Genomic DNA, 22,737 nt, shown 5'->3' with positions numbered 1-22,737 from the left:
TTATATAAGTAATTAGAAAAATGTTACAAGGGAGATGGAAATATGAAAGGTAGAGAATATGTAGAAAAAGTATTAAATCAAGTTAAGTTAAGAAATGCAGGAGAAAGTGAATTTTTAGATGCTATTACAGAAGTTTTAAATTCTTTAGTGCCTGTATTTGACAAATATCCTCAATACATAAAAGCTGGGATATTAGAAAGAATTGTTGAACCAGAAAGACAAATCTTCTTTAGAGTTCCATGGGTAGATGATAATGGGGATGTTCAAGTGAACAGAGGATTTAGAATTCAATTTAACAGTGCTATAGGTCCTTATAAAGGGGGATTAAGATTCCATCCATCAGTAAATCAAAGTATAGTAAAATTCTTAGGTTTTGAGCAAATATTTAAGAACTCATTAACAGGACTTCCGATAGGTGGAGGAAAAGGTGGATCTGATTTTGATCCTAAAGGAAAATCAGATGCAGAAGTAATGAGATTTTGTCAAAGCTTTATGGCAGAATTATGTAGACATATTGGACCAGACACAGATGTTCCAGCTGGAGATATAGGTGTTGGTGGAAGAGAAATAGGATATATGTATGGTTATTACAAAAAGCTTAGAGGAGCTAATGACCAAGGGGTATTAACAGGTAAGGGATTAACATATGGAGGAAGCTTAACAAGAACAGAAGCTACTGGATATGGATTAGTTTATTTCACTGAAGAAATGTTAAAAGACAATGGTTCAGGATTTGAAGGAAAAACAGTTGTAATTTCAGGATCAGGAAATGTTGCGATTTATGCAACTCAAAAAGCTACTGAATTAGGAGCTAAGGTTGTAGCATTAAGTGATTCAAATGGATATATATATGATGAAAATGGAATTAATTTAGATGTAGTTAGAGATATAAAAGAAGTAAGAAGAGGAAGAATAAAAGAATATTTAGATCATGTTCCAACTGCAAAATATGAAGAAGGATGCAGAAATATATGGAATATTAAATGTGATATAGCATTACCATGTGCAACACAAGGTGAAATAAATGCAGAATCAGCTAAGATTTTAGTAGAAAATGGAGCTAAAGTAGTTTCAGAAGGAGCTAACATGCCTACTACTTTAGAAGCAATTGAAGTCTTACAAAATGCAGGCGTTTTATTTGGTCCAGCAAAGGCTGCTAATGCAGGGGGAGTTGCTTGTTCAGCTCTTGAAATGTCACAAAATAGCATGAGATTATCATGGAGTTTTGAAGAAGTTGATGAAAAACTTCAAAATATAATGGTAAATATATATCATAATTCTAAAAAAGCATCAGAAGAATTTGGTGATGCAGGAAACATTCTTTTAGGAGCAAATATTGCAGGATTTATTAAAGTTGCAGAAGCAATGATGGCTCAAGGAATAGTGTAAACCTCAAAAATAGTAACCCCTATTTTGAGTTTATAAATAGTACTAGTCTTTATAATAAATAGAGACTAGTACTTTTTTTGTTTAAATGTAAATTTTATATTAATAAAAAAATAGAGATATAATTTTAACAAAAGTATTATAAATAAAGGGAAATAAGGATAATATAAAAAGGTAAGAGCTTTTGTGTAAACGAACAATTTATAATCTTAATCAAATATTAAGATTTTAAAGCTTGATTTTTACTTATCTGTGGAATATATTAATAAGAGCGCAAAAGAGAAATTTTAATGATTATAAATAGTCCTTTAAAAATATAGGAGTGGATGCAATGGGTGAAATTATTTATTTAGCAACTGGTGTATTTCAAGTTTTCGTTTTTGTAGTAACCATTTATTACTTTGTATTAGGTGTAATGGGGTTAATGCGAAAAAAGGAAAAAAAGAATTATACGCCAACTAAAAAATTTGCTATGATAGTAGCTGCACATAATGAAGAAGTTGTAATAGGTAGGCTGATTGAAAGTATGAAAAATCAGGATTATCCAAAAGAACTTTTTGATATTTTTATAATTGCTGATAATTGTACAGATAATACAGCAAAGGTAGCTAGAGAACATGGTGTAAATGTATATGAAAGATTTAACAAAGATCAAAGAGGTAAAGGATATGCATTAGAGTGGATGTTTGCAAAAATATTTAAAATGCAAACAAAGTATGATGCAATAGCTGTATTTGATGCAGATAATTTAGTTTCAAAAAACTGGTGTAAAGAAATAAATTCTAAAATGCTAGAAGGATATAAAGTGGTACAAGGATACATAGATAGTAAAAATCCAAATGATTCTTGGATTGCAACATCATATTCAATTGCATTTTGGTCACAAAATAGGTTATATCAATTAGCAAGAGCTAACGTTGGACTATCTAACCAAATTGGAGGGACAGGGTTTGCTATAGATACTCAAGTTTTACGTGATTTTGGGTGGGGAGCTACATGCTTAACTGAAGATTTAGAGTTTTCATGTAAGCTAATAATGAATGGTGAAAAAGTAGGTTGGGCACATGATGCTATAATTTATGATGAAAAACCATTAACATTAAAACAATCTTGGGTTCAAAGAAGAAGATGGATGCAAGGGTTTTCTGATGTTGCATCAAGATACTTCTTTAAATTACTTAAAAAAGGTCTTAAAGAAAGAAAATGGTTTATATTAGATTGTGCACTTTATGTAATTCAACCATTTGTAACATTAATGATGGGTATATCTTTAGTATTAACGACAATACAAAGTATAACGCCTATGAACATATTCTTAATAAGTTATGTTTCTGGAGACTTCTTATTTAAATTATTAGGAGTTATGCAATTTATTATTACTCCAATAATAATGAAATTAGATAAAAAAATATCTTCAGGATTCTTAGGAATGATTTTATTCTATTCATTAAGTGTGTTTATATTACCAGTATTAATAGGTAACACATCAGACGTAACAATGATTCTTTTCATTAATGTTATATATAACGTAGCATTTTTATTAGCTACGGCATTATTCTTAGGAAAGAAAAACTTAGTTTTATTCTTTAGATTCTTATTATATGCAGTTTATACATTAACATGGATACCAATAACTATCCAAGGTATAATAAAGAAAAACAACAAAGAATGGAATCCAACTAAACATGTAAGAAGCATAGAAATATGTGATGTATAGAAAAAACCAACGCTTGGCGTTGGTTTTTTATTTCTTTTTAAAATATATAAAACAAAATGCGAACATCTGTTTGACAAAAGCTTTTTAAAGATTTATATTTTTAAAGAGAGATTAAATATGATAAAATTATAAAGATTGCATAGAAGGAAGAGACTTGGACAAATTATAAGAAAGGTTATTTAGATTATCCTAGATTGCCAAGTACTTGTTTTTTTAATTGTTAATTATATTTTGGAGGTTTTTATGAACAAGGATTTAATAAAAGGATATGATGTAACTGATTTAACTTCCTTAGAAAAGTTAGAACCTGTAAGAGTTAGACCAGGGATGTATATTGGGTCTACAGGAACTAAGGGTTTACATCATTGTATTTGGGAGATATTAGATAACTCTATTGATGAAATTTCTAATGGATATGGCGACAAGGCAACCATTATATTAAATAAAGATAAAAGTGTAACTGTTATAGATAATGGAAGAGGAATACCAACAGGAATTCACCCTATAAAGAAAAAGTCAGGGGTAGAAATGGTATTTACTGAATTACATACAGGTGGGAAATTTGATAATAAAAACTATAAAACTTCTGGAGGACTACATGGAGTTGGGGCTGCAGTAGTAAATGCTCTTTCAAAGTGGTTAGAAGTAGAAGTTCATCAAAATGGAAATATATACAAACAAAGATTTGAATATGCTTATGATAAAGAATTAAAAAAAGATATGCCTGGAACGGCTATATGTAAATTAGAGATAGTAGGAAAAACTAAGGAAAAGGGAACGAGAGTTACCTTTATGCCAGATAAAGATATATTTTCTACAGTAGATTTTAAGTTTGACATTATAGATGAAAGACTTCAAGAGTTAGCATTCCAAAATAAAGGAATATACTTGGAGCTTATAGATAGAAGAAGAGATGAAGAAGTTAAAAAAGAATATTATTCAGAAAGAGGATTACTTGATTTTATAGATTATTTAAATGAAAGTAAAACTGTACTTCATCCAACACCTATATTTTTTGAAGGTGAAAGAAGTCTAGATAGTATTCAAATGTATGGTGAAGTATGTATACAATTTACAGATTCAACAACAGAAAATATAGCAAGCTATGTAAATAATATTCCAACAACAGAAGCTGGAACTCATGAAACAGGTTTTAAAACTGGTATGACAAGAGCTTTTAAAGAAGGAGCTAAAAAGCTTGGTATATTAAAAGAAAAAGACAAGGACTTTGAAGGTGATGACCTAAGGGAAGGGATGACAGCTATAGTTAGAATTAAAATAACTAATCCTGTCTTTGAGGGACAAACTAAAACTAAGCTTGGTAGTACAGAAGCGTACACAATGATGAATGATTTATCTTATACTAAATTTGGAGAGTGGATAGAAGATAATAAAGAAGTTGCAACTATGATAATAAATAATGCACTTCAAGCAGCTCAAAGAAGAGAAAAAATTAAAAAGATAAATGAAGCTGAGAAAAAGAAAATAGGAAAAGGAACAGCACCTTTAGCTGGTAAGGTTGCTGTATGTACATTAAAGGATAATACAGTAAATGAATTCTTTGTAGTTGAGGGAGATTCAGCTGGTGGATCTGCAAAGCAAGCTAGAGATAGAAGATTCCAAACAATAATGCCTTCTAAAGGTAAAATAATGAATACAGAAAAGCAAAAGCTTGAAAATGTATTAGCTTCAGAAGAATTAAAGATATTTAATACAGCTATAGGAACTGGAACATTAGATAATTATAAAGAAGAAGATTTAAAATACGATAAAATAATAATAATGAGTGATGCCGATGTAGATGGATATCATATAAGAACATTATGGATGACGTATATATATAGATATATGAGACCGCTAATTGCAAATGGACATTTATATTTAGCTCAGCCACCATTATATAAAGTATATAGAAATGGTAAAGGTGGAGAAGTAGCAAAGTATGCTTACACTGATGACGAATTAGAAAGTGTAAAAAAGGAAATCGGTAAAGGTGCTTTAATACAAAGATATAAAGGTTTAGGAGAAATGAACCCTGAGCAATTATGGAATACTACTTTAAATCCAGAAACAAGAACTTTACTTCAAGTAACTATAGATGATGCAGCAAAGGCTGAAAAGATGGTTTCGCTTTTAATGGGAGATATAGTAGAACCTAGAAAAAATTATATGTACAAATACGGTGAATTTTAATTAGAATGGAGAATGATTATGGCTAAAAAAGTTAATGAGATACCTAGGGATAATAATATTATTAGAATCCCATTAGAAGAGGCTATGCCAGATAACTACTTGCCTTACGCTATAGAAGTTGCTAAAGATAGAGCACTTCCAGATGTAAGGGATGGTCTAAAGCCTGTTCATAGAAGAATATTATACGGAGCCTACCTTTTAAAGGCTTATCCAGATAAACCTTATTATAAATCAGCAAGAATTGTTGGTGATATAATGGGTAAATTCCATCCACATGGTGATAGTTCTATATATGATGCTATGGTAATTATGGCTCAAGACTTTTCAACAAGAGCACCACTTATAGATGGACATGGTAACTGGGGATCTATGGATGGAGATGGAGCGGCGGCAATGAGATATACAGAAGCTAGACTAGCTCCAATAGCAATGGAAATGTTAAGGGATATAGACAAGGAAACTGTAGATATGGTTCCTAACTATTCAGATAGTGAAATGGAACCTAGAGTTCTTCCTAGTAGATATCCAAATCTTTTAGTAAATGGAACATTTGGAATAGCTGTTGGTTTAGCAACTAATATTCCACCACATAATTTAGGAGAAGTTACAGATGGTGTTTTAGCATACATAGACAATCCTGAAATTACAACTAAGGGATTAATGAAATATATAAAAGGTCCGGATCTTCCTACAGGAGGGATTTTAATAGGTGAAAATTCATTATTATCTGCTTATGAGACTGGAGAAGGTAAGGTTACTTTAAGAGCAAAGACTGCTATAGAAAAACTTGAAAATGGTAGATTAGGAATAGTTATAACTGAGTTCCCATATAGAAGAAATAAAGCTAAATTGCTTCAAACTATTTCTGAAATGACAGGAGATAAAAAACATTCAAAGGCTTTAGAAACTATTACAGATATTAGAGATGAATCTGATAGAAATGGTGTTAGAGCTGTAATTGAATTTAGAAAATCAGTTGATGAGGATTCAGTGGATAAAGTTCTTAAATATTTATTTAAGAAGACAGATTTACAATGTAACGTAAGCTTTAACATGGTTGCATTAGCAAATGGAAAGCCAGAGACTATGGGCCTTAAAACAATTATAGGACATTATGTTAACCATCAAAAAGAAATAGTTACTAGAAGAACTATAAAAGAATTAGCTACAGCAGAAAGAAGATTCCACATAGTAGAAGGATTTATAAAGGCAATAGATGTTTTAGATGAAGTTATAAAAACAATTAGAGGATCTAAATCTAAAAAAGATGCTGGAATGAATCTTATGGAGAGATTTGGGTTTACAGAAATTCAATCTGATGCAATATTAGAATTAATGCTTTATAGATTAACTGGTCTTGAAATAAAAGTATTCCAAAAAGAATATGATGAACTTCAAAAATTAATTAAAAAACTTAAAAAGATATTAAATGATGAAGCAGAATTATTAAGAGTTGTTAGAACTGAATTAAAAGAAGTAACTGAAAAATATGAAACACCAAGAAAAACTCAAATAATTCATGATGATAGTGAAGCTAAAATAGATATAGAAGAGCTTATAATAGTAGAGGATGTAATGATTACCTTATCTAAGGATGGATTTATAAAGAGAATACCTCTTAAAAGCTTTAATAGATCTAATGCAAAGGCTGAAGACATTGATTATAGAGAAGGGGATGAGCTTAAGTTCCTAATTAAATCGAATACTATAGAAAACCTATGGTTATTTACTAATAGGGGTAATATGTATCAAATTAAGGCTGTTAATATACCAGAAGGAAAATGGAAAGAAAAAGGTGAAAAAATTGATAGCTTAATAAAAACATTAAACTTAGATGATGAAAAAATAGTTGATGCTATATCAGTAGGAACATTAGTTGCAAATAAGCATATTCAATTTATAACATCAAAAGGTGGAATAAAGAAAAGCTCCTTAGATAAATTCCAAACTTCATATACAAAGCTTCAAGCTTTAAAAATGAAAGATGGAGAAGAAGTTATAGATGTAACTGTGTTAAATGATGGTGAAAACTCAGAATTCTTAAGTGTAAAAACTAAAAAAGGTATAAGATTTACTTTAGAATTGCCTGAAGTTGAAGATCAACCTAGAAATATACTTCCACTACAGTTATTTAATTTATCTTTAAGTGATGGAATAGATAGTATAGAATATACAAATTCGATGGTGTTTGCAGAGTTTACAATAGGAGTAACTAGCAAAAATACATTAAAAGCATTTGGAAGATCAAGAAAGAATGATAAGCTGAAAGTAAATACAGATGTTAAAAGTGATGTATTGATGTTTACTAATTTGGGTAGAATATTCAAGATCCCAGCATTTTTATTACAAAATGTTGGTAAGGGGGAAATACCTTTAAACAGTTTAGTAGATGATATCTTGAAAGGTGAAAAAGTAATATTTATGCATTCATTAAAAAGCTTTGATGATAAGGTTGTATATTTCTTTAGTAAAAAAGGAATGGTTAAGAAAACTTTATTAAAAGAATTTGATGGAAGTTATTTATCACAACCTGCATATAAATTTAAATATGATAAAGATGAGATAATTTCTATTGATATTTGTGAAAATAAAGAATCAGAATTACTTATAGTTACTAAAAAAGCTATGGCTATAAAATTCTCATCAGAAAATGTTAGTACTATGGGTAAGGTAGCTTCAGGAGTTACAGGTATAAGCTTAAAGGAAGATGATGAAGTATTATTTGGAAAGATAGTAAATCAAAATAGTGATGAAGGATCAAATGAATTATCTGTAACATCACTTGTAAATATAAACTTAACATCAAAAAATAAAAATAGTAAAGAAATAGATATTGAAGAAATAAAACTTCAAAATAGAGCAGGAAGAGGAAGCAGTATAATGATGCTTGCTTTAGATGATGAAGTTAAAGATGTTATATTAAATTAATATATAATTTTTAGGAGGTAAAAGGGTATGAGTAAGATAGCGGTTTTATTAGCAGAAGGCTTTGAAACTATAGAAGCATTAACAGTAGTAGATGTTTTAAGAAGAGCAGATGTTGTATGTGATACATTTTCATTAGATGGAAAGGAAGTAACTACTTCTCATAAAATAAAGGTTATTGCAGATAAAAGTATAGAAGATAAAGAAATTAATGATTATGATTTTTTATTTCTTCCAGGAGGAATGCCAGGGTCTGTAAACCTAAAGAACGATAGTAGAGTTATAGAATTAGTAAAAGATTTTTATAATAAAGGGAAATATGTTTGTGCAATTTGTGCAGGCCCTATATCATTAGGAGCAGCAGGAATTGCAAGAGGAAAAAATCTGACTTGCTATCCTGGTTTTGAAAAGGAACTTGAGGGTTGTAACTATAAGGAAGAGCTTGTAGTTGTTGATGGAAATATTATTACAGGAAGAGGTCCAGCGGCTGCTATACCTTTTGCTTTTGAAATATTAAATAAAATTAACCCTGAAAAGGCTATTGAAATAAAAAAAGGAATGCTTTTTGAATAGTATTTTCTTTACTTTAAGGGGGATATGATGAAAGAAAAGTGGATATTGACTAATAAATTAGAGAGCTATAAAAGGCTCTCTAATGCTATGAATGAAAATCCTCTAGTAGTAAGACTTTTGGCTAATAGAGGAATAGATACAGTAGAAAAGGCTAATAAGTTTTTAAATGGTTCTATTAAAGATTTATATAATGGATTTTTAATGGAGGATATGAAAAAAGGCATAGATATTATAAAAGATAGTATTGTAAAAGGTGAAAAAATTATTATATATGGTGATTATGACTGTGATGGTGTTATAAGTACTGTAATTCTTTATAATGCATTGAAGGCATGTGGAGCAAATTTTGATTACTATATACCTAATAGAGAAGATGAAGGTTATGGTATGCATAGTGGAAGAGTAAGGAAGCTAAAGGAAGAAGGTTGTGAAGTAATATTAACTTGTGATAATGGGATTGCTGCATTTGAACAAGTAGATTTAGCTAAAGAACTGGGAATGAAGGTTATTATAACAGACCATCATGATATTCCTATAAAAGAAAATGAAGAGGGCAACTTTATTCAAACTATGCCTAATGCTGATGCTGTAATAAATCATAAAAGACCAGATTGTCCATATACGTTTAAAAGTTTATGTGGTGCAGGAATTGCATTAAAATTTTCACAATGTTTATTTAAAGAAATGAATATTGAAGAAAGTAAGTATGAAGAACTAATAGAATATGCAGCTATAGCAACAGTTTGTGATGTAGTAGATTTAGTTGATGAAAATAGAATTATAGTAAAAAAAGGATTAGAATTATTAAATAATACAAGCAACATTGGATTAAAGGAATTATATAAGCTAACAGGTTTAGAAGATAAGATTATAGGAGAATATCATTTAGGGTTTGTTATTGGGCCTTGTATAAATGCTACAGGACGTTTAGAAACAGCGAAACTTTCAGTAGAGTTATTAATTACCGAAAGCTTAGAAAGAGCTAAGGAACTAGCAAAGCAGTTATATGAATTAAATTCAATTAGACAAGAATTAACTCAGGAAAGTGCTGAAAGAGTTATTGAAAGAGTTACATTAGAAAAAAGTAATGATGAAAAAGTAATAGTTATATATGATAATACTATTCATGAAAGTATAGCTGGAATAGTGGCAGGAAGAGTTAAGGAAAGATTTAATTTGCCTTGTATAGTTTTAACTAAGGGAAAAGAAATGCCTAAGGGATCTGCAAGATCTATTGAATGTTATAATATGTTTGAAGAATTATCTAAATGTAAGGAGTTATTAGGTAAGTTTGGTGGTCATCCTATGGCAGCTGGATTATCTTTAGAGGAAGAAAATATAGATAAACTTAGAAGTAAGATAAATTCTTTATGTAAATTAACAGAAGAAGATGTAATGCCTATAATTAGAATTGATTCTCCACTGCAGCTTCAATATTTAAATGAAGAGCTAGTAGAGGTTGTTGAAAGCTTAAGGCCTTTTGGTAAAGGAAACCCAAGTCCTTTATTTGCGGTTAAAGATGTTTTAGTCCAAAGAGTTTGGTTAATTGGAAAGGATAAGAATATTCTAAAGATTAGATGTAAAATAGGAGATAAAAATATAAGTGTTGATGGTATAAGTTTTGATAAATTTTTAGACTTTAAAGAATCATTTATAGATAAGTATGGGGAAGAAGCATTTAATGAAATGTGCAATTCAACATATGCCAACTTTAAAATGGATTTAATTTATTATCCAAATATAAATGAATTTAAGGGAAATAAAAATATTCAATTAATGATAAAGAATTTAAGAATAAATTAGTAGTGATAATTAATATAAATATAAAGGGTATCTCAAATGAGACACCCTAACTTTCTTTAATATTGCTTTAACCTTTACGCAATATTTAGATTTAACAGTTGAAAAAGATAATTATTTCATACCACTTTCATATTGTTCTACCATTCTTTTAACCATTTCACCACCAACGCTTCCGCATTGTTTTGAAGAAAGGTCTCCGTTGTAGTCAGTGAATGGAACACCCATTTCACTAGCAACTTCGTTTTTGAATTTTGATAATCCATTTTTAGCTTCAGGTACTAATGTTTTAGCCATCTTAGTCACCTCCTTTTCTTTTGATGATAATAGCTTGTGTATTTTTTAGGTTATTATTATATGAAAGTTAAGGTGATAATGGAAAAGCTAGGGAGGGAAAGAGATTTAACTTTAAATTATAGTGGTATATAATAAAAATGAATTTTAATAAATTTTAATAATATAATTAAGAAAATAATATGAAGTATTAATTGTTATAATTGCAGTATAGTATTATTGATAGGAGTGTTAAAATGAGCAAATATAAAATTATAATGACTGGTGGAGGAACGGCAGGGCATGTTACACCAAATTTAGCATTGGCACCTAAACTAAAGGAAAAAGGGTTTGAAATAAAGTATATAGGAAGCAAGGATGGAATAGAAAAAGAAATAATATCAGATGCTAAAATACCTTATTTTGCAATATCTTCAGGAAAGCTAAGAAGATATTTTGATGTTAAAAATTTCACAGATCCTTTTAAGGTTATGAAGGGTGTAATCGAAGCTAATAAGATATTAAAGAAAGAAAAGCCAGATGTTATTTTTTCAAAAGGTGGATTTGTTGCTGTTCCAGTAGTAATTGCAGCATCAATGAAAAAAATACCAGTTGTATCACATGAATCAGATTTAACACCAGGACTTGCAAATAAATTATCAGCTCCATTTTGTGATAAGCTTTGTGTAACTTTTAGAGAAAGTTTAAAATATGTAAAAGATGGAAAAGGTGTATTAACTGGAACCCCTATTAGAAGTGAAATTTTAAATGGAGATAAAGAAAAGGGAAAGAGAATTTGCGGCTTTAATTGTGAAAAGCCAATTTTATTAGTAATTGGTGGAAGCTTAGGTGCAAAAAGTATTAATGACGAAGTAAGAAAAAATATTAAGAATTTAACTGATGAATTTAACATTATTCATGTTTGTGGTAAAGGGAATATGGATTCTAACTTAAATAACTATAAAGGATATAAGCAATTTGAATATGTAAAAGAAGACTTACCACATTTATTAAAATCAGCAGATTATATTATTTCTAGAGCTGGAGCTAATGTTATCTTTGAGTTGTTAGCATTAAAGAAGCCAACATTATTAATACCTCTTTCAAAGAAAACTAGTAGAGGTGATCAAGTTTTAAATGCGAATTCATTTGAAAAGGAAGGATACTCTATAGTTTTAGATGAAGACAAAATGCTTGAAGATGGAAGACTATTTATGAAAAAAGTTAAAGAACTTAGGGAAACCAAAAATAATTTAATAAAAAACATGGAAAATAGCAATACTAAAAATGGAGTAGATGCGATTTTAGAAGTAATTCTTAATAGTATAGAGGTAAATAGGTAAAATAAACGTATTTATTAATGTTTACGGTAAATTTACCTAATATGAGAAGTTTAAAACTTGCAAAAATGAAATACTGGTATATAATTAAAAAGGAAAGAAAAAATGGGTAAAAAATATCCAAAAAAAGCTAGAGATTTCTAGAGAGGGTAGGTGCAATAATTATGAAGAAAATTTCAATTATTTATTGGAGTAACGGTGGTAATGTAGAAGTACTTGCAAATACTATTGCTGAAAGTGCAGCTAATAAGGGCGCAGAAGTAAATGTAAAGCATGTTATGGATGCAACACTAGAAGACGTTACAGAAGCAGATGCAGTAGCATTTGGTAGCCCATCTATGGATAACAATAGAATAGAGCAATATGAAATGGAACCATTTATTAACCAATTTAAATTAATTCAAAATAATCAAAAGAAACTAGTGTTATTTGGATCTTATGGTTGGGATGATGGAAAGTTTATGGTTGATTGGGTTCATAGAATGAAAGACTACGGATTTAACGTAGTAGGTGAATTAGCTGTTAAAGAATCTCCAAGTGAAGCAGAATTATTAGGGGCTGCTAAATTAGGCGAGGAATTAACTAAATAGATTTTAGGGGATAAAATACGGGAAGGTCTTACTTTAGGGGGTAATGACTTAGATATAAGTGCATTGATTGAATCTTTTTCTTACAAAAAACTTAGTTTTTTGTAAATGGTATTTAATATTTTGGGGAATACCAAAATAGGTAATTCTACAAGTTAGTAAATTTTTAAATTAAGGAAGAGAGGTCAAAATAATGAGAAAAATGAAAACTATGGATGGTAACACGGCTGCGGCTCATATTTCATATGCGTTTACAGACGTTGCTGCTATCTTCCCAATTACACCATCATCACCAATGGCGGAGCATGTTGATGAGTGGGTTGCTCAAGGAAGAAAGAATATCTTTGGTCAACCAGTTAAGGTAATGGAGATGCAATCAGAAGCAGGAGCTGCTGGTGCGGTGCATGGTTCATTACAAGCGGGAGCTTTAACAACAACTTATACAGCGTCACAAGGTTTATTATTAATGATACCTAACATGTATAAGATAGCTGGAGAGCTACTACCAACAGTATTCCACGTTTCAGCAAGAGCTTTAGCAACATCATCATTAAGTATATTTGGTGATCACCAAGATGTTATGGCTGCAAGACAAACAGGTTTTGCTATGTTAGCTGAAGGTTCAGTACAAGAAGTTATGGACTTAGCAGCAGTTTCACATTTAACTGCTATAAAGACTAGAGTTCCATTTATGAACTTCTTTGATGGATTTAGAACATCACACGAAATTCAAAAGATAGAAGTATTAGAGTACGATGAGTTAGCAGGATTAATAGATTATGAAGCTTTAGATGCTTTCAAAAAGAGAGCTTTAAACCCAAATCACCCTGTAACAAGAGGAACTGCACAAAACCCTGATATATACTTCCAAACTAGAGAGTCAGTAAATAGATTCTATGATGATATTCCAGAAGTAGTAGAAAGCTACATGGCTGAAATAACTAAGTTAACAGGAAGAGAATACCACTGTTTCGATTACTATGGAGCACCAGATGCTGATAGAATAATCATTACAATGGGTTCATCAACAGATGTTGTTGAAGAAACTGTTAATTACTTAAATGCTAATGGGGAAAAAGTTGGATTAGTTAAAGTTAGACTTTATAGACCATTCTCAATAGAAAGATTATTAAAAGTAATACCAAACACAGTTAAATCTATTGCAGTATTAGATAGAACTAAGGAACCAGGAGCAACTGGGGAACCTTTATACTTAGACGTTAAGAGTGCATACTATGGAAGAGAAAATGCTCCAGTAATAGTAGGTGGAAGATACGGTTTAGGTTCAAAAGATCCAAATCCTTCACATATAGCTGCAGTATACACTAACTTAAAGAAAGATGAACCAAAGAATGGATTCACTATAGGAATAGTAGATGATGTTACAAATACATCATTAGAAATAGAAGAAGATATAAATGCTACTCCAGAAGGAACTAAAGCATGTAAGTTCTGGGGATTAGGATCAGATGGTACTGTTGGTGCTAATAAGAGCGCTATCAAAATTATCGGAGATCATACAGATATGTATGCTCAAGGATACTTTGCATATGATTCAAAGAAATCAGGTGGTATAACAGTATCTCACTTAAGATTTGGTAAAGAACCAATAAAATCACCATACTTAATAGATAAGGCTGACTTTATTGCATGTCATAACCAAGCATACGTTTATAAATACAATGTTTTAGATGGATTAAAGAAGAATGCTAAGTTCTTATTAAACACTATCTGGAGCCCAGAAGAAGTTAATGAAAAATTACCTGCTTCAATGAAGAGATATATCGCTGAAAACAACATTGAGTTCTATACTTTAAATGCTGTTAAAATAGCACAAGAAATTGGTCTTGGTGGAAGAATCAACATGATAATGCAAGCTGCATTCTTTAAAATAGCTAACATTATTCCAGTTGAAGATGCTATTAAGTACTTAAAAGATGCTGTTGTTAAATCATACGGTAAAAAAGGTGAAAAAGTAGTTAACATGAACCACGCTGCAATTGACAAGGGTGTTGAATCAATCGTTAAGATTGAAGTTCCAGCTGAGTGGAAAACTGTAGTTGTTGAAAAGAAGGAAGATGATGCATCAATTCCAGCTTTCATTAAGAATATAGTAGAACCAATAAATGATCAAGAAGGTTTCGATTTACCAGTTTCAGCATTTACAGGAATGGAAGACGGAACATTTATGGCAGGAACAGCTGCATATGAAAAGAGAGGAATAGCTATCAACGTGCCAGAATGGCAAGAAGATAAGTGTATCCAATGTAACCAATGTGCATATGTTTGTCCACACGCAGCAATTAGACCATTCTTATTAAATGAAGGTGAAAAAGATAATGCACCTGAAGGAATGAAAGTTGTAGCTGCTAAGGCATTAAAGACAGAAGAGCCTACATTCTACACAATTGGAGTAACTCCATTAGATTGTACTGGATGTGGAAACTGTGCTCAAGTATGTCCAGCACCAGGAAAGGCTTTAATAATGAAGCCACAAAATACTCAAGAAGAGCAAGTAGCTGCTTGGGACTATGCTGTTAAAGATGTTACAGCTAAGAAGAACCCAATGAACAAGAACACTGTAAAGGGAAGCCAATTTGAGCAACCATTACTTGAGTTCTCAGGAGCATGTGCAGGATGTGGAGAAACACCATATGCTAAATTAGTAACTCAATTATTTGGTGACAGAATGATGATAGCAAATGCTACAGGATGTTCATCAATTTGGGGAGGATCAGTTCCAGCTACTCCTTATACAGTTAACCATAACGGACATGGACCAGCATGGGCTAACTCATTATTTGAAGATAATGCAGAGTTCGGATTAGGAATGTTCTTAGGAGTTCAAGCTATAAGAGAAAGAGTTGCAGACAACATGAAGAAGGCTATTGAAGCTGGAGTTTCAGAAGATGTAAAAGCTGTTCTTGAAGATTGGATAACTAATATTGACAATGGAGATGGAACTAGAGATAGAGCTGATAGATTAACAGCAATGTTAGAAGCACAAGATAGCGATTGGGCTAAAGAAATATTAAAAGATAAAGGATTCTTCGTTAAGAGATCACAATGGATCTTCGGAGGAGACGGATGGGCTTATGACATCGGATACGGTGGATTAGACCACGTATTAGCATCAGGAGAAGACGTAAATGTACTTGTATTTGATACAGAAATTTACTCAAACACTGGTGGTCAATCATCAAAATCAACTCCAACTGCAGCTATAGCTAAATTTGCAGCAGCAGGTAAGAGAACTAAGAAAAAAGATCTTGGTATGATGGCTATGACTTATGGATATGTATATGTTGCTCAAATATCAATGGGAGCTGATAAAAATCAAACTCTTAAAGCTATTGCAGAAGCAGAAGCATATAAAGGTCCATCATTAATCATTGCTTACTCACCATGTATCAGCCACGGAATTAAAGCTGGTATGTTAAATAGCCAAGATGAGGCTAAAAAAGCTGTAGATTGTGGATACTGGGCATTATATAGATATAATCCTACTTTAGTTGGAGCTAAGAATCCATTCTCACTAGATTCAAAAGAGCCAAAGGGAGACTTCAGAGAATTCTTAATGGGTGAAGTTAGATATGCTTCATTAGCTAAAGCATTCCCAGAAGCTGCAGAAGCTTTATTTGAGAAAACAGAAAGAGATGCTAAAGAAAGATTAGAAGGATATAGAAAGTTAGCAACACAAGAATAGTTTTATTAAATAAGGAGCTATTAAGCTCCTTATTTTTAATATAAATTAATTATTAAATGAGTTTTTTAATATTTTACTTTTAATTTATAGAGATTAAGGGTAGAATTAGAAAGACTACATAATTATAGGAGGTATTTTATATGCATAACGGAAATTGTGGATGTAATGGACATGATGAAGAAGTAAAATCATGTGGAACAGATTGTGGTTGTCACGATCATAATGAAGGTGGATGCGGAGAAGATTGTGGATGTGGTGAACACGAACACGAGCATTTCGTAGTAGACTTAGAAGATGATAACGGTAACGTTATATCATGCCCAATAATAGACGCTTTCGAATTTGAAAACAGTGAATATATATTAGCTCAAAATCCAGATGAAGATTCAGTTTATTTATTTAGATCAACTGAAGAAGGGGAATTAATAGTTCCTGAAGAAGCTGAATTCGATAAAGTATCAAAATACTATAGCGAAGAATTAGCTAACGAATAAAAAAGTGCCGTAAGGCACTTTTTTTATTTTTAAAGTAATATTAATAAGTAAGCTACTTAATTCTTGTAAATTTATTTTAATAATGATATATTTTTATTATATAGTTAGAGAAATAAGGTGTTTAAGATGAAGTATGCGGATTTACATATACATTCGAGTTATTCTGATGGAACAATGACACCGGAGCAAATTATTGAAATAGCCAAAGAGAAGTCAATAAAATGTATATCAATAACAGATCATGATTCCATTGCTGCACAGTATGTTACAAAAAATAAATATGAAGGAATTAATATTATACCTGGTATTGAATTAAGTACAGAGTTTAATGATTTAGAGCTTCATATCTTAGGGTATTTTATTGATATTAATAATGATTCTTTAATTCAAACAGTTAATAAATTAAATAAATCTAGAATAGATAGAGTAGAAGAAATATTACATAAGTTAAAAAAGAATAATATAAATTTAACATTAGATGATTTAGAAATTGATAAAGAATCAACAGTAGGAAGAAGTCATATAGCAAATGCAATGGTTAACAAAGGGTATTTTGATAATTACAAAACTGCATTTACATCCTTTTTAGTAAAGGGAAAGCCAGCTTATGTAAAGGGCTTTAAATTAAGCTATAAAGAAACAATAGAAGTTATTAATGATGCTGGAGGTATTGCAGTTTTAGCACATCCAGGACAAATATACAGAGGAATGGCAATTGAAAGTATTATAAGAGAGCTTAAATGTTATGGCTTAAAGGGGATAGAAGTTTATCATCCAAGTCATACAAAAGAACAAACAAATAATTTTCATAATTTAGCTAGGAAGTATAGGCTTTCTATCACTGGGGGCAGTGATTATCATGGGAAACAATCACTTCATGATACAGGACTTGGAAGTTTTGGGATAAATGAAGTTTTGCTTAATAAAATCACTAATATGAAAGTAAGATAAAATGGGGGTACAAGAATGAATTTATCAAAAAAGGCTAAGGGAATTAATCCTTCAATAACATTAGGAATTACAGCAAAGGCTAAAGAGTTAAAGGAACAAGGTGTAGATATAGTAAGTTTTGGAGCAGGTGAACCAGACTTTAATACTCCTAAAAATATAATTTCAGCAGCAGTAAAAGCTATGGAAGAAGGAAAAACAAAATATACAGCTACAAGTGGAATAATAGAACTTAGAAAAGCTATCTGTGAGAAATTTTCAAAGGATAATAAGTTAAGTTATAATCCATCACAAATAGTAGTTTCAACTGGAGCAAAGCAGTCTTTAGCAAATTCATTTATGGCGATTTTAAATCCTGGTGATGAGGTTATAATACCAACACCTTACTGGGTTAGTTATCCTGAATTAGTACAGTTAGCAGATGGTAAACCTGTTATAATTGAAACAAAAGAGGAAAATAACTATAAATATGCGTTAGAAGAGTTAGAGGAAGCTGTGACAGATAAGACTAAGGCTATTTTAATAAATAGTCCCAATAATCCAACTGGAACAATATATTCAAAAGAAGAATTAATTAAATTAGCTGAATTTGCAAAAAAACATGACTTAATTATAATTTCAGATGAAATATATGAGAAGTTAGTTTATGATGATGAAAAGCATGTTAGCATTGCTTCATTATCAGAAGATGCGTATAATAGAACTATTGTAATTAATGGATTTTCGAAATCATATGCTATGACTGGATGGAGAATAGGTTACTCAGCATCATCAGAGGAAATAGCTAAGCTTATTGTAAGCATTCAAAGTCATATGACATCAAATGTAAACTCTATAACACAATATGCGGCTATAGAGGCTTTAAATGGGTCACAAGATGATATTGAAAAAATGATAGTAGAGTTTGAAAAAAGAAAGAATTTTATGGTTAAAAAGTTATCTATTATAGATAATCTATCAATCATTGAGCCAAAGGGAGCTTTTTATGTAATGATAGATGTTAGTAGATATTATGGAAAGACTATAAATGAAAAGAAAATAAGTAATTCTTTAGAGTTTGCAGCAGAACTTCTTGAAGAAGAAAATGTAGCTGTAATTCCAGGAATAGCATTTGGCGTAGATAATTATATAAGATTATCATATGCAACTTCAATGGAGTTAATAGAAAAGGGTCTTGATAGAATAGAAACATTCTTAGGTAAATTAAAATAAAATATTTTAAGATGTATTTATAAAGATAATATGTATGTTAAAGAGCACCTATAAAGAGTAATTATTCTTATTAGGTGCTTTTATATGTTTAATGATATAAAATAGCCTATATTTAAGATGGTTTATGTTCACTAAGATTAAAGCAGTTTTAATATATATTTTTTTATTATATAATATAGAAGTAAGCATAGGAGGATTTATAATGGATAAATTAGCGATATTTGATGTAGACTATACAATAACAAGGAAAGAAACATTGATGGAACTTTTTAAATATATTATTCATAGGGATAAGAGTAATATTAAGTTTCTTCCAAGAGCTTTATTTAGTGGATTAATGTATGGAATAGGCGTATTTGATGAAAAAAAAGTTAAAGAAAAGTTTTTAAAGTTTATAGATGGAATTGATGAAAAAGATTTAGCTTTATTAGTTAAAGATTTTTATAAAGATAGATTAAGTAATATTTTATATGCGGATGCAATTGATATGATAAAAAGGTTAAAAAAAGAAGGATATAAGGTTTATTTAATATCAGCATCACCAGAATTTTATTTAAGAGAATTTTATAATATAAAAGAAGTTGATATGGTAATAGGAACTAAATTTATATTTGATAAGGGTAAATTTGCAAGAATGATGGATGGTCATAATTGTAAGGGTGAAGAAAAGGTAAGAAGACTAAAAGAAGTCTTAGAAAAGGAAAAGTTAGAAATTGATTTCGAAGATTCATACATGTTTTCAGATTCACTATCTGATAAACCTTTATTAGATTTAGTTGGAAAACCTTATTTAATAAATTATAAGAAGAAGCATGATTTTGAGATATTAAGATGGAAATAATAGGAGGTAGTAAATGGAAGCAATAAATGAGTTCTACTTAGAAGATGGACATCTAGAAAGGATTAGTAATTATACTAAGGACTCAAATAAAGGTATTATCTATGAAGTTTTAAGAGTAATTAACTACGTTCCATTATTTTCAGAAGAACATATTTCTAGAATGGAGAAATCATTTAGATTAATGAATAAAAGCTTTGCATATGAATACTCTAAGATACAAGAGTTTTTAAATAGATTAATTCAGGCTAATAATGTGGAATTTGGTAATGTTAAAATAACTTTTGACATTGAAAATGATACTATGAAGGTTTTTTCAATTAAGCATTCTTATCCTACTGAGGAAATGTACAAAGAAGGGGTTAAAACGATTTTATTTCATGGGGAAAGAAAAAATCCAAATGCAAAGGTAGTTGACTTAGATTTTAGAAAAAATGTAACAGAAGCAATAGATAAAAATAAAGCTTTTGAAGCTATTCTTGTCAATAATGAAGGTTTTATTACAGAAGGAAGTAAGTCAAATATATTTATTATTAAAGGAAATGATTTAATTACATCACCTATAGACCAGGTTTTACCTGGAGTAACAAGAGGGAGAATATTAAAGGTAGCAAAAAAAATAGGAATTTCTATTATAGAAAAGAAGTTTAAATATAGCGATTTAGATGGAGTAGATGCTATGTTTATATCTGGCACATCCCCTAAAATACTACCTATTTCAAAAGTAGATAATATTGAAATGGATATAAATAATATTATTATGAGGAATTTAATAATAGCTTTTAATGAGGACGTTGAATCATATATAAAAAAAAGACACTAATGTGTCTTTTTTTATTATGCTGAAGTTATTGCTGAAGTTATTGGTGGAACAACTTGTTTCTTTCTTGATAGAACTCCATCAAGGAAAGCTTCACTATCTTTTAAAGTTACATTAAATGCTTTTTCTACTATCTCTGGCTTGTTACCAGCAACTAGTATTTGTGATCCTTCATTTAATATATCAGTAAGTAGTAGCATAGTCATGTCTAAACCAGCTTCCTTAGCTTTAGTTTCCATGTAGTTAAGCATTTCACCCTTTAAAGGCATAAATCCTTCAATATCCATAGTATTAACTTGAGCTATACCAACCTTTGTATCTTCAATAGAGAATGGTTTAAAGTCTTGATTAAATATTTCTTCAACAGTTTTACCTTTTAAAGAAGTACCAGCTTTAAACATTTCTTTAGCAAATTCTTCAATATTTATACCAGCAATTTCAGCAAGCTTTTTGCAGATATTTTTATCTTGAATTGTACAAGTAGGGCTTCTAAATAATAATGTATCAGAAATTATAGCACCACATAATAATCCAGCTGCTTGTCTTGATGGTCTTATACCATTTTCAAAGAAGCTCTTAGCTACGATTGTTGAAGTACTTCCAACAGGTTCGTTTCTAAAGAATATAGGGTTATTAGTTTGAATATCAGCTACTCTGTGGTGGTCGATAATTTCGATTACTTCTGCATCTTCTAAACCATCTACAGATTGACCTCTTTCATTATGGTCTACTTGTATTATTTTCTTTTTGTAGTTTGATATTAAGTGATACCTTGAAACAGTACCTAAAACTTTACCATTTGTATCTATAACAGGATATAGTCTAAATCTTGTTTCTAACATTTTAGCTTTAATATCATCTACTAAATCTTCTGTTGAGAATGAAACTATTCCATCTTTTATCATAACGTATCCAACAGGAATACTTTGAACAATAAGTCTTGAAGCAGTAAATGAGTCATGAGGAGTAACAATAACAGTTATGTTATTTTCCTTAGCTTTTTGAACTATAGCTTCACTTGGGTTATGAGAACCAGTTATTATAAGTAATGATATGTTTAAGTCTAATAATGCTGATTGTACTTCTTCTCTATCACCTACAATAGCAATATCACCATCTTCTATATGTTCTTTCATACTTTCAGGTTGCATTGCAGTAACAATGATTTTCCCAGGGAAAGTATTTGTTGTTTCATTTATAACTTTAGCTGATAAAGTATCAACTATATTTTCAAGTGAAGTATTACTCTTAGCTAAAATTCTATTATCCCAAATATCCATGTAGCATGAAGTAAGGTTAGAAATAGCTAAAACTCCTAATAAATGATCATTTCCATCTGCAACAGGAAGTGTTTTTAAGTTTTTATCCTTCATTATATTCCAAGCAGTTTTTAATGATATCTCAGGTGATACAGGGCTTATTCTATCAAAAGCTAAGTCCTCTACCTTTAATTTAACAGTTTTTAAAAATCTAGGGGCTTCTACACCAAAATAATCAAGAATATATTGAGTTTCTTGATTTACATTTCCTAATCTAACAGGAATAGCTGGTATATTGCCTGTCTTATTCTTAAATTCAGCATATGAATATGCTGCACATATTGAATCTGAATCAGGGTTTTTATGTCCAGTTACATAAATTACGTCTTTCAAATTTATTACCTCCTTAGTAAAAGATTTATACATAGTTTATTCTATATATTTGAATGGCTTTTGTAAAGCTATCTATAGAAAGTATATGTAGAAATTTGACTAAATAATCAATCTGTTATATGTAGATAATGTTTACATAGAGAGATTATGATAATTTAAAGGAAATTTATAAGTTATACACTTTAGTTTTAAAAATTTTATTTGGTAATTAAAATAACGATAGTTTAAGAAAAAAATCATATATTTCATTTTACAAAATATAATATATAGAAA

At 30.1% G+C, this 22,737-nt stretch carries 16 protein-coding genes; 14 read left to right on the top strand and 2 right to left on the bottom strand.

From position 1 onward, the window contains the following. Positions 1 to 42 precede the first annotated feature (42 nt). The 6 genes from gdhA to recJ all read left to right on the top strand — a co-directional run bounded on the left by gdhA (position 43) and on the right by recJ (position 10,597). Positions 43 to 1,389: an NADP-specific glutamate dehydrogenase gene (gene gdhA / locus ACRDBA_RS13295; protein WP_438573409.1), complete on the top strand. Its 1,347-nt coding sequence runs from the start codon at positions 43 to 45 to the stop codon at positions 1,387 to 1,389. A 328-nt stretch (positions 1,390 to 1,717) separates the two neighbouring features. Further along, the gene (locus ACRDBA_RS13290) at positions 1,718 to 3,103 is read left to right on the top strand and encodes a glycosyltransferase family 2 protein (RefSeq protein ID WP_438573408.1); all 1,386 of its coding nucleotides are present in this window, start codon (positions 1,718 to 1,720) and stop codon (positions 3,101 to 3,103) included. Positions 3,104 to 3,346: 243 nt separating this feature from the next. After that, positions 3,347 to 5,296: a DNA gyrase/topoisomerase IV subunit B gene (locus ACRDBA_RS13285; protein ID WP_438573407.1), complete on the top strand. Its 1,950-nt coding sequence runs from the start codon at positions 3,347 to 3,349 to the stop codon at positions 5,294 to 5,296. Positions 5,297 to 5,314: 18 nt separating this feature from the next. Then, positions 5,315 to 8,224 (top strand): DNA topoisomerase IV subunit A, encoded by a 2,910-nt coding sequence (locus ACRDBA_RS13280; RefSeq protein WP_438573406.1) that lies wholly within the window; start codon positions 5,315 to 5,317, stop codon positions 8,222 to 8,224. Positions 8,225 to 8,251: 27 nt separating this feature from the next. Next, positions 8,252 to 8,794 carry a DJ-1 family glyoxalase III gene (locus ACRDBA_RS13275; RefSeq protein WP_438573405.1) on the top strand — a complete coding sequence of 181 codons (543 nt, stop codon included), beginning with the start codon at positions 8,252 to 8,254 and terminating at the stop codon, positions 8,792 to 8,794. A gap of 27 nt (positions 8,795 to 8,821) precedes the next feature. Beyond that, positions 8,822 to 10,597: a single-stranded-DNA-specific exonuclease RecJ gene (gene recJ / locus ACRDBA_RS13270; protein ID WP_438573404.1), complete on the top strand. Its 1,776-nt coding sequence runs from the start codon at positions 8,822 to 8,824 to the stop codon at positions 10,595 to 10,597. Between the two features lie 111 nt (positions 10,598 to 10,708). Here recJ and ACRDBA_RS13265 read toward each other — a convergent pair whose 3' ends face one another. Next, positions 10,709 to 10,891: an alpha/beta-type small acid-soluble spore protein gene (locus ACRDBA_RS13265; RefSeq protein WP_438573403.1), complete on the bottom strand. Its 183-nt coding sequence runs from the start codon at positions 10,889 to 10,891 to the stop codon at positions 10,709 to 10,711. 233 nt (positions 10,892 to 11,124) lie between these two features. Between ACRDBA_RS13265 and ACRDBA_RS13260 the strand changes: the two genes are divergently transcribed. The 8 genes from ACRDBA_RS13260 to ACRDBA_RS13225 all read left to right on the top strand — a co-directional run bounded on the left by ACRDBA_RS13260 (position 11,125) and on the right by ACRDBA_RS13225 (position 20,815). Continuing rightward, positions 11,125 to 12,210, top strand: a complete 1,086-nt coding sequence (locus tag ACRDBA_RS13260; protein ID WP_438573402.1) for an undecaprenyldiphospho-muramoylpentapeptide beta-N-acetylglucosaminyltransferase — start codon at positions 11,125 to 11,127, stop codon at positions 12,208 to 12,210. Positions 12,211 to 12,371: 161 nt separating this feature from the next. After that, positions 12,372 to 12,797 carry a flavodoxin gene (locus ACRDBA_RS13255; protein ID WP_438573401.1) on the top strand — a complete coding sequence of 142 codons (426 nt, stop codon included), beginning with the start codon at positions 12,372 to 12,374 and terminating at the stop codon, positions 12,795 to 12,797. Between the two features lie 190 nt (positions 12,798 to 12,987). After that, the gene (gene nifJ / locus ACRDBA_RS13250) at positions 12,988 to 16,500 is read left to right on the top strand and encodes a pyruvate:ferredoxin (flavodoxin) oxidoreductase (protein WP_438573400.1); all 3,513 of its coding nucleotides are present in this window, start codon (positions 12,988 to 12,990) and stop codon (positions 16,498 to 16,500) included. A 140-nt stretch (positions 16,501 to 16,640) separates the two neighbouring features. Further along, a complete protein-coding gene (locus ACRDBA_RS13245) occupies positions 16,641 to 16,994 on the top strand; it encodes a DUF1292 domain-containing protein (RefSeq protein ID WP_438573399.1) in 354 nt (117 codons plus the stop codon). Between the two features lie 126 nt (positions 16,995 to 17,120). Further along, positions 17,121 to 17,945 (top strand): PHP domain-containing protein, encoded by an 825-nt coding sequence (locus tag ACRDBA_RS13240; protein ID WP_438573398.1) that lies wholly within the window; start codon positions 17,121 to 17,123, stop codon positions 17,943 to 17,945. Between the two features lie 15 nt (positions 17,946 to 17,960). Next, positions 17,961 to 19,154: a pyridoxal phosphate-dependent aminotransferase gene (locus ACRDBA_RS13235; protein WP_438573397.1), complete on the top strand. Its 1,194-nt coding sequence runs from the start codon at positions 17,961 to 17,963 to the stop codon at positions 19,152 to 19,154. A 202-nt stretch (positions 19,155 to 19,356) separates the two neighbouring features. After that, complete coding sequence (locus tag ACRDBA_RS13230; protein WP_438573396.1) at positions 19,357 to 19,995, top strand: HAD-IB family hydrolase; 639 nt, start codon at positions 19,357 to 19,359, stop codon at positions 19,993 to 19,995. A gap of 13 nt (positions 19,996 to 20,008) precedes the next feature. Continuing rightward, positions 20,009 to 20,815, top strand: a complete 807-nt coding sequence (locus ACRDBA_RS13225; RefSeq protein WP_438573395.1) for an aminotransferase class IV — start codon at positions 20,009 to 20,011, stop codon at positions 20,813 to 20,815. A 14-nt stretch (positions 20,816 to 20,829) separates the two neighbouring features. Here ACRDBA_RS13225 and ACRDBA_RS13220 read toward each other — a convergent pair whose 3' ends face one another. After that, positions 20,830 to 22,464 carry a putative manganese-dependent inorganic diphosphatase gene (locus ACRDBA_RS13220; protein WP_438573394.1) on the bottom strand — a complete coding sequence of 545 codons (1,635 nt, stop codon included), beginning with the start codon at positions 22,462 to 22,464 and terminating at the stop codon, positions 20,830 to 20,832. Positions 22,465 to 22,737: the final 273 nt, after the last annotated feature.

It is taken from the genome of Clostridium sp. (genome assembly GCF_051654825.1).
Taxonomy (GTDB): Bacteria; Bacillota; Clostridia; order Clostridiales; family Clostridiaceae; genus Clostridium.
This window is presented reverse-complemented; position numbering and strand designations above follow the sequence as displayed.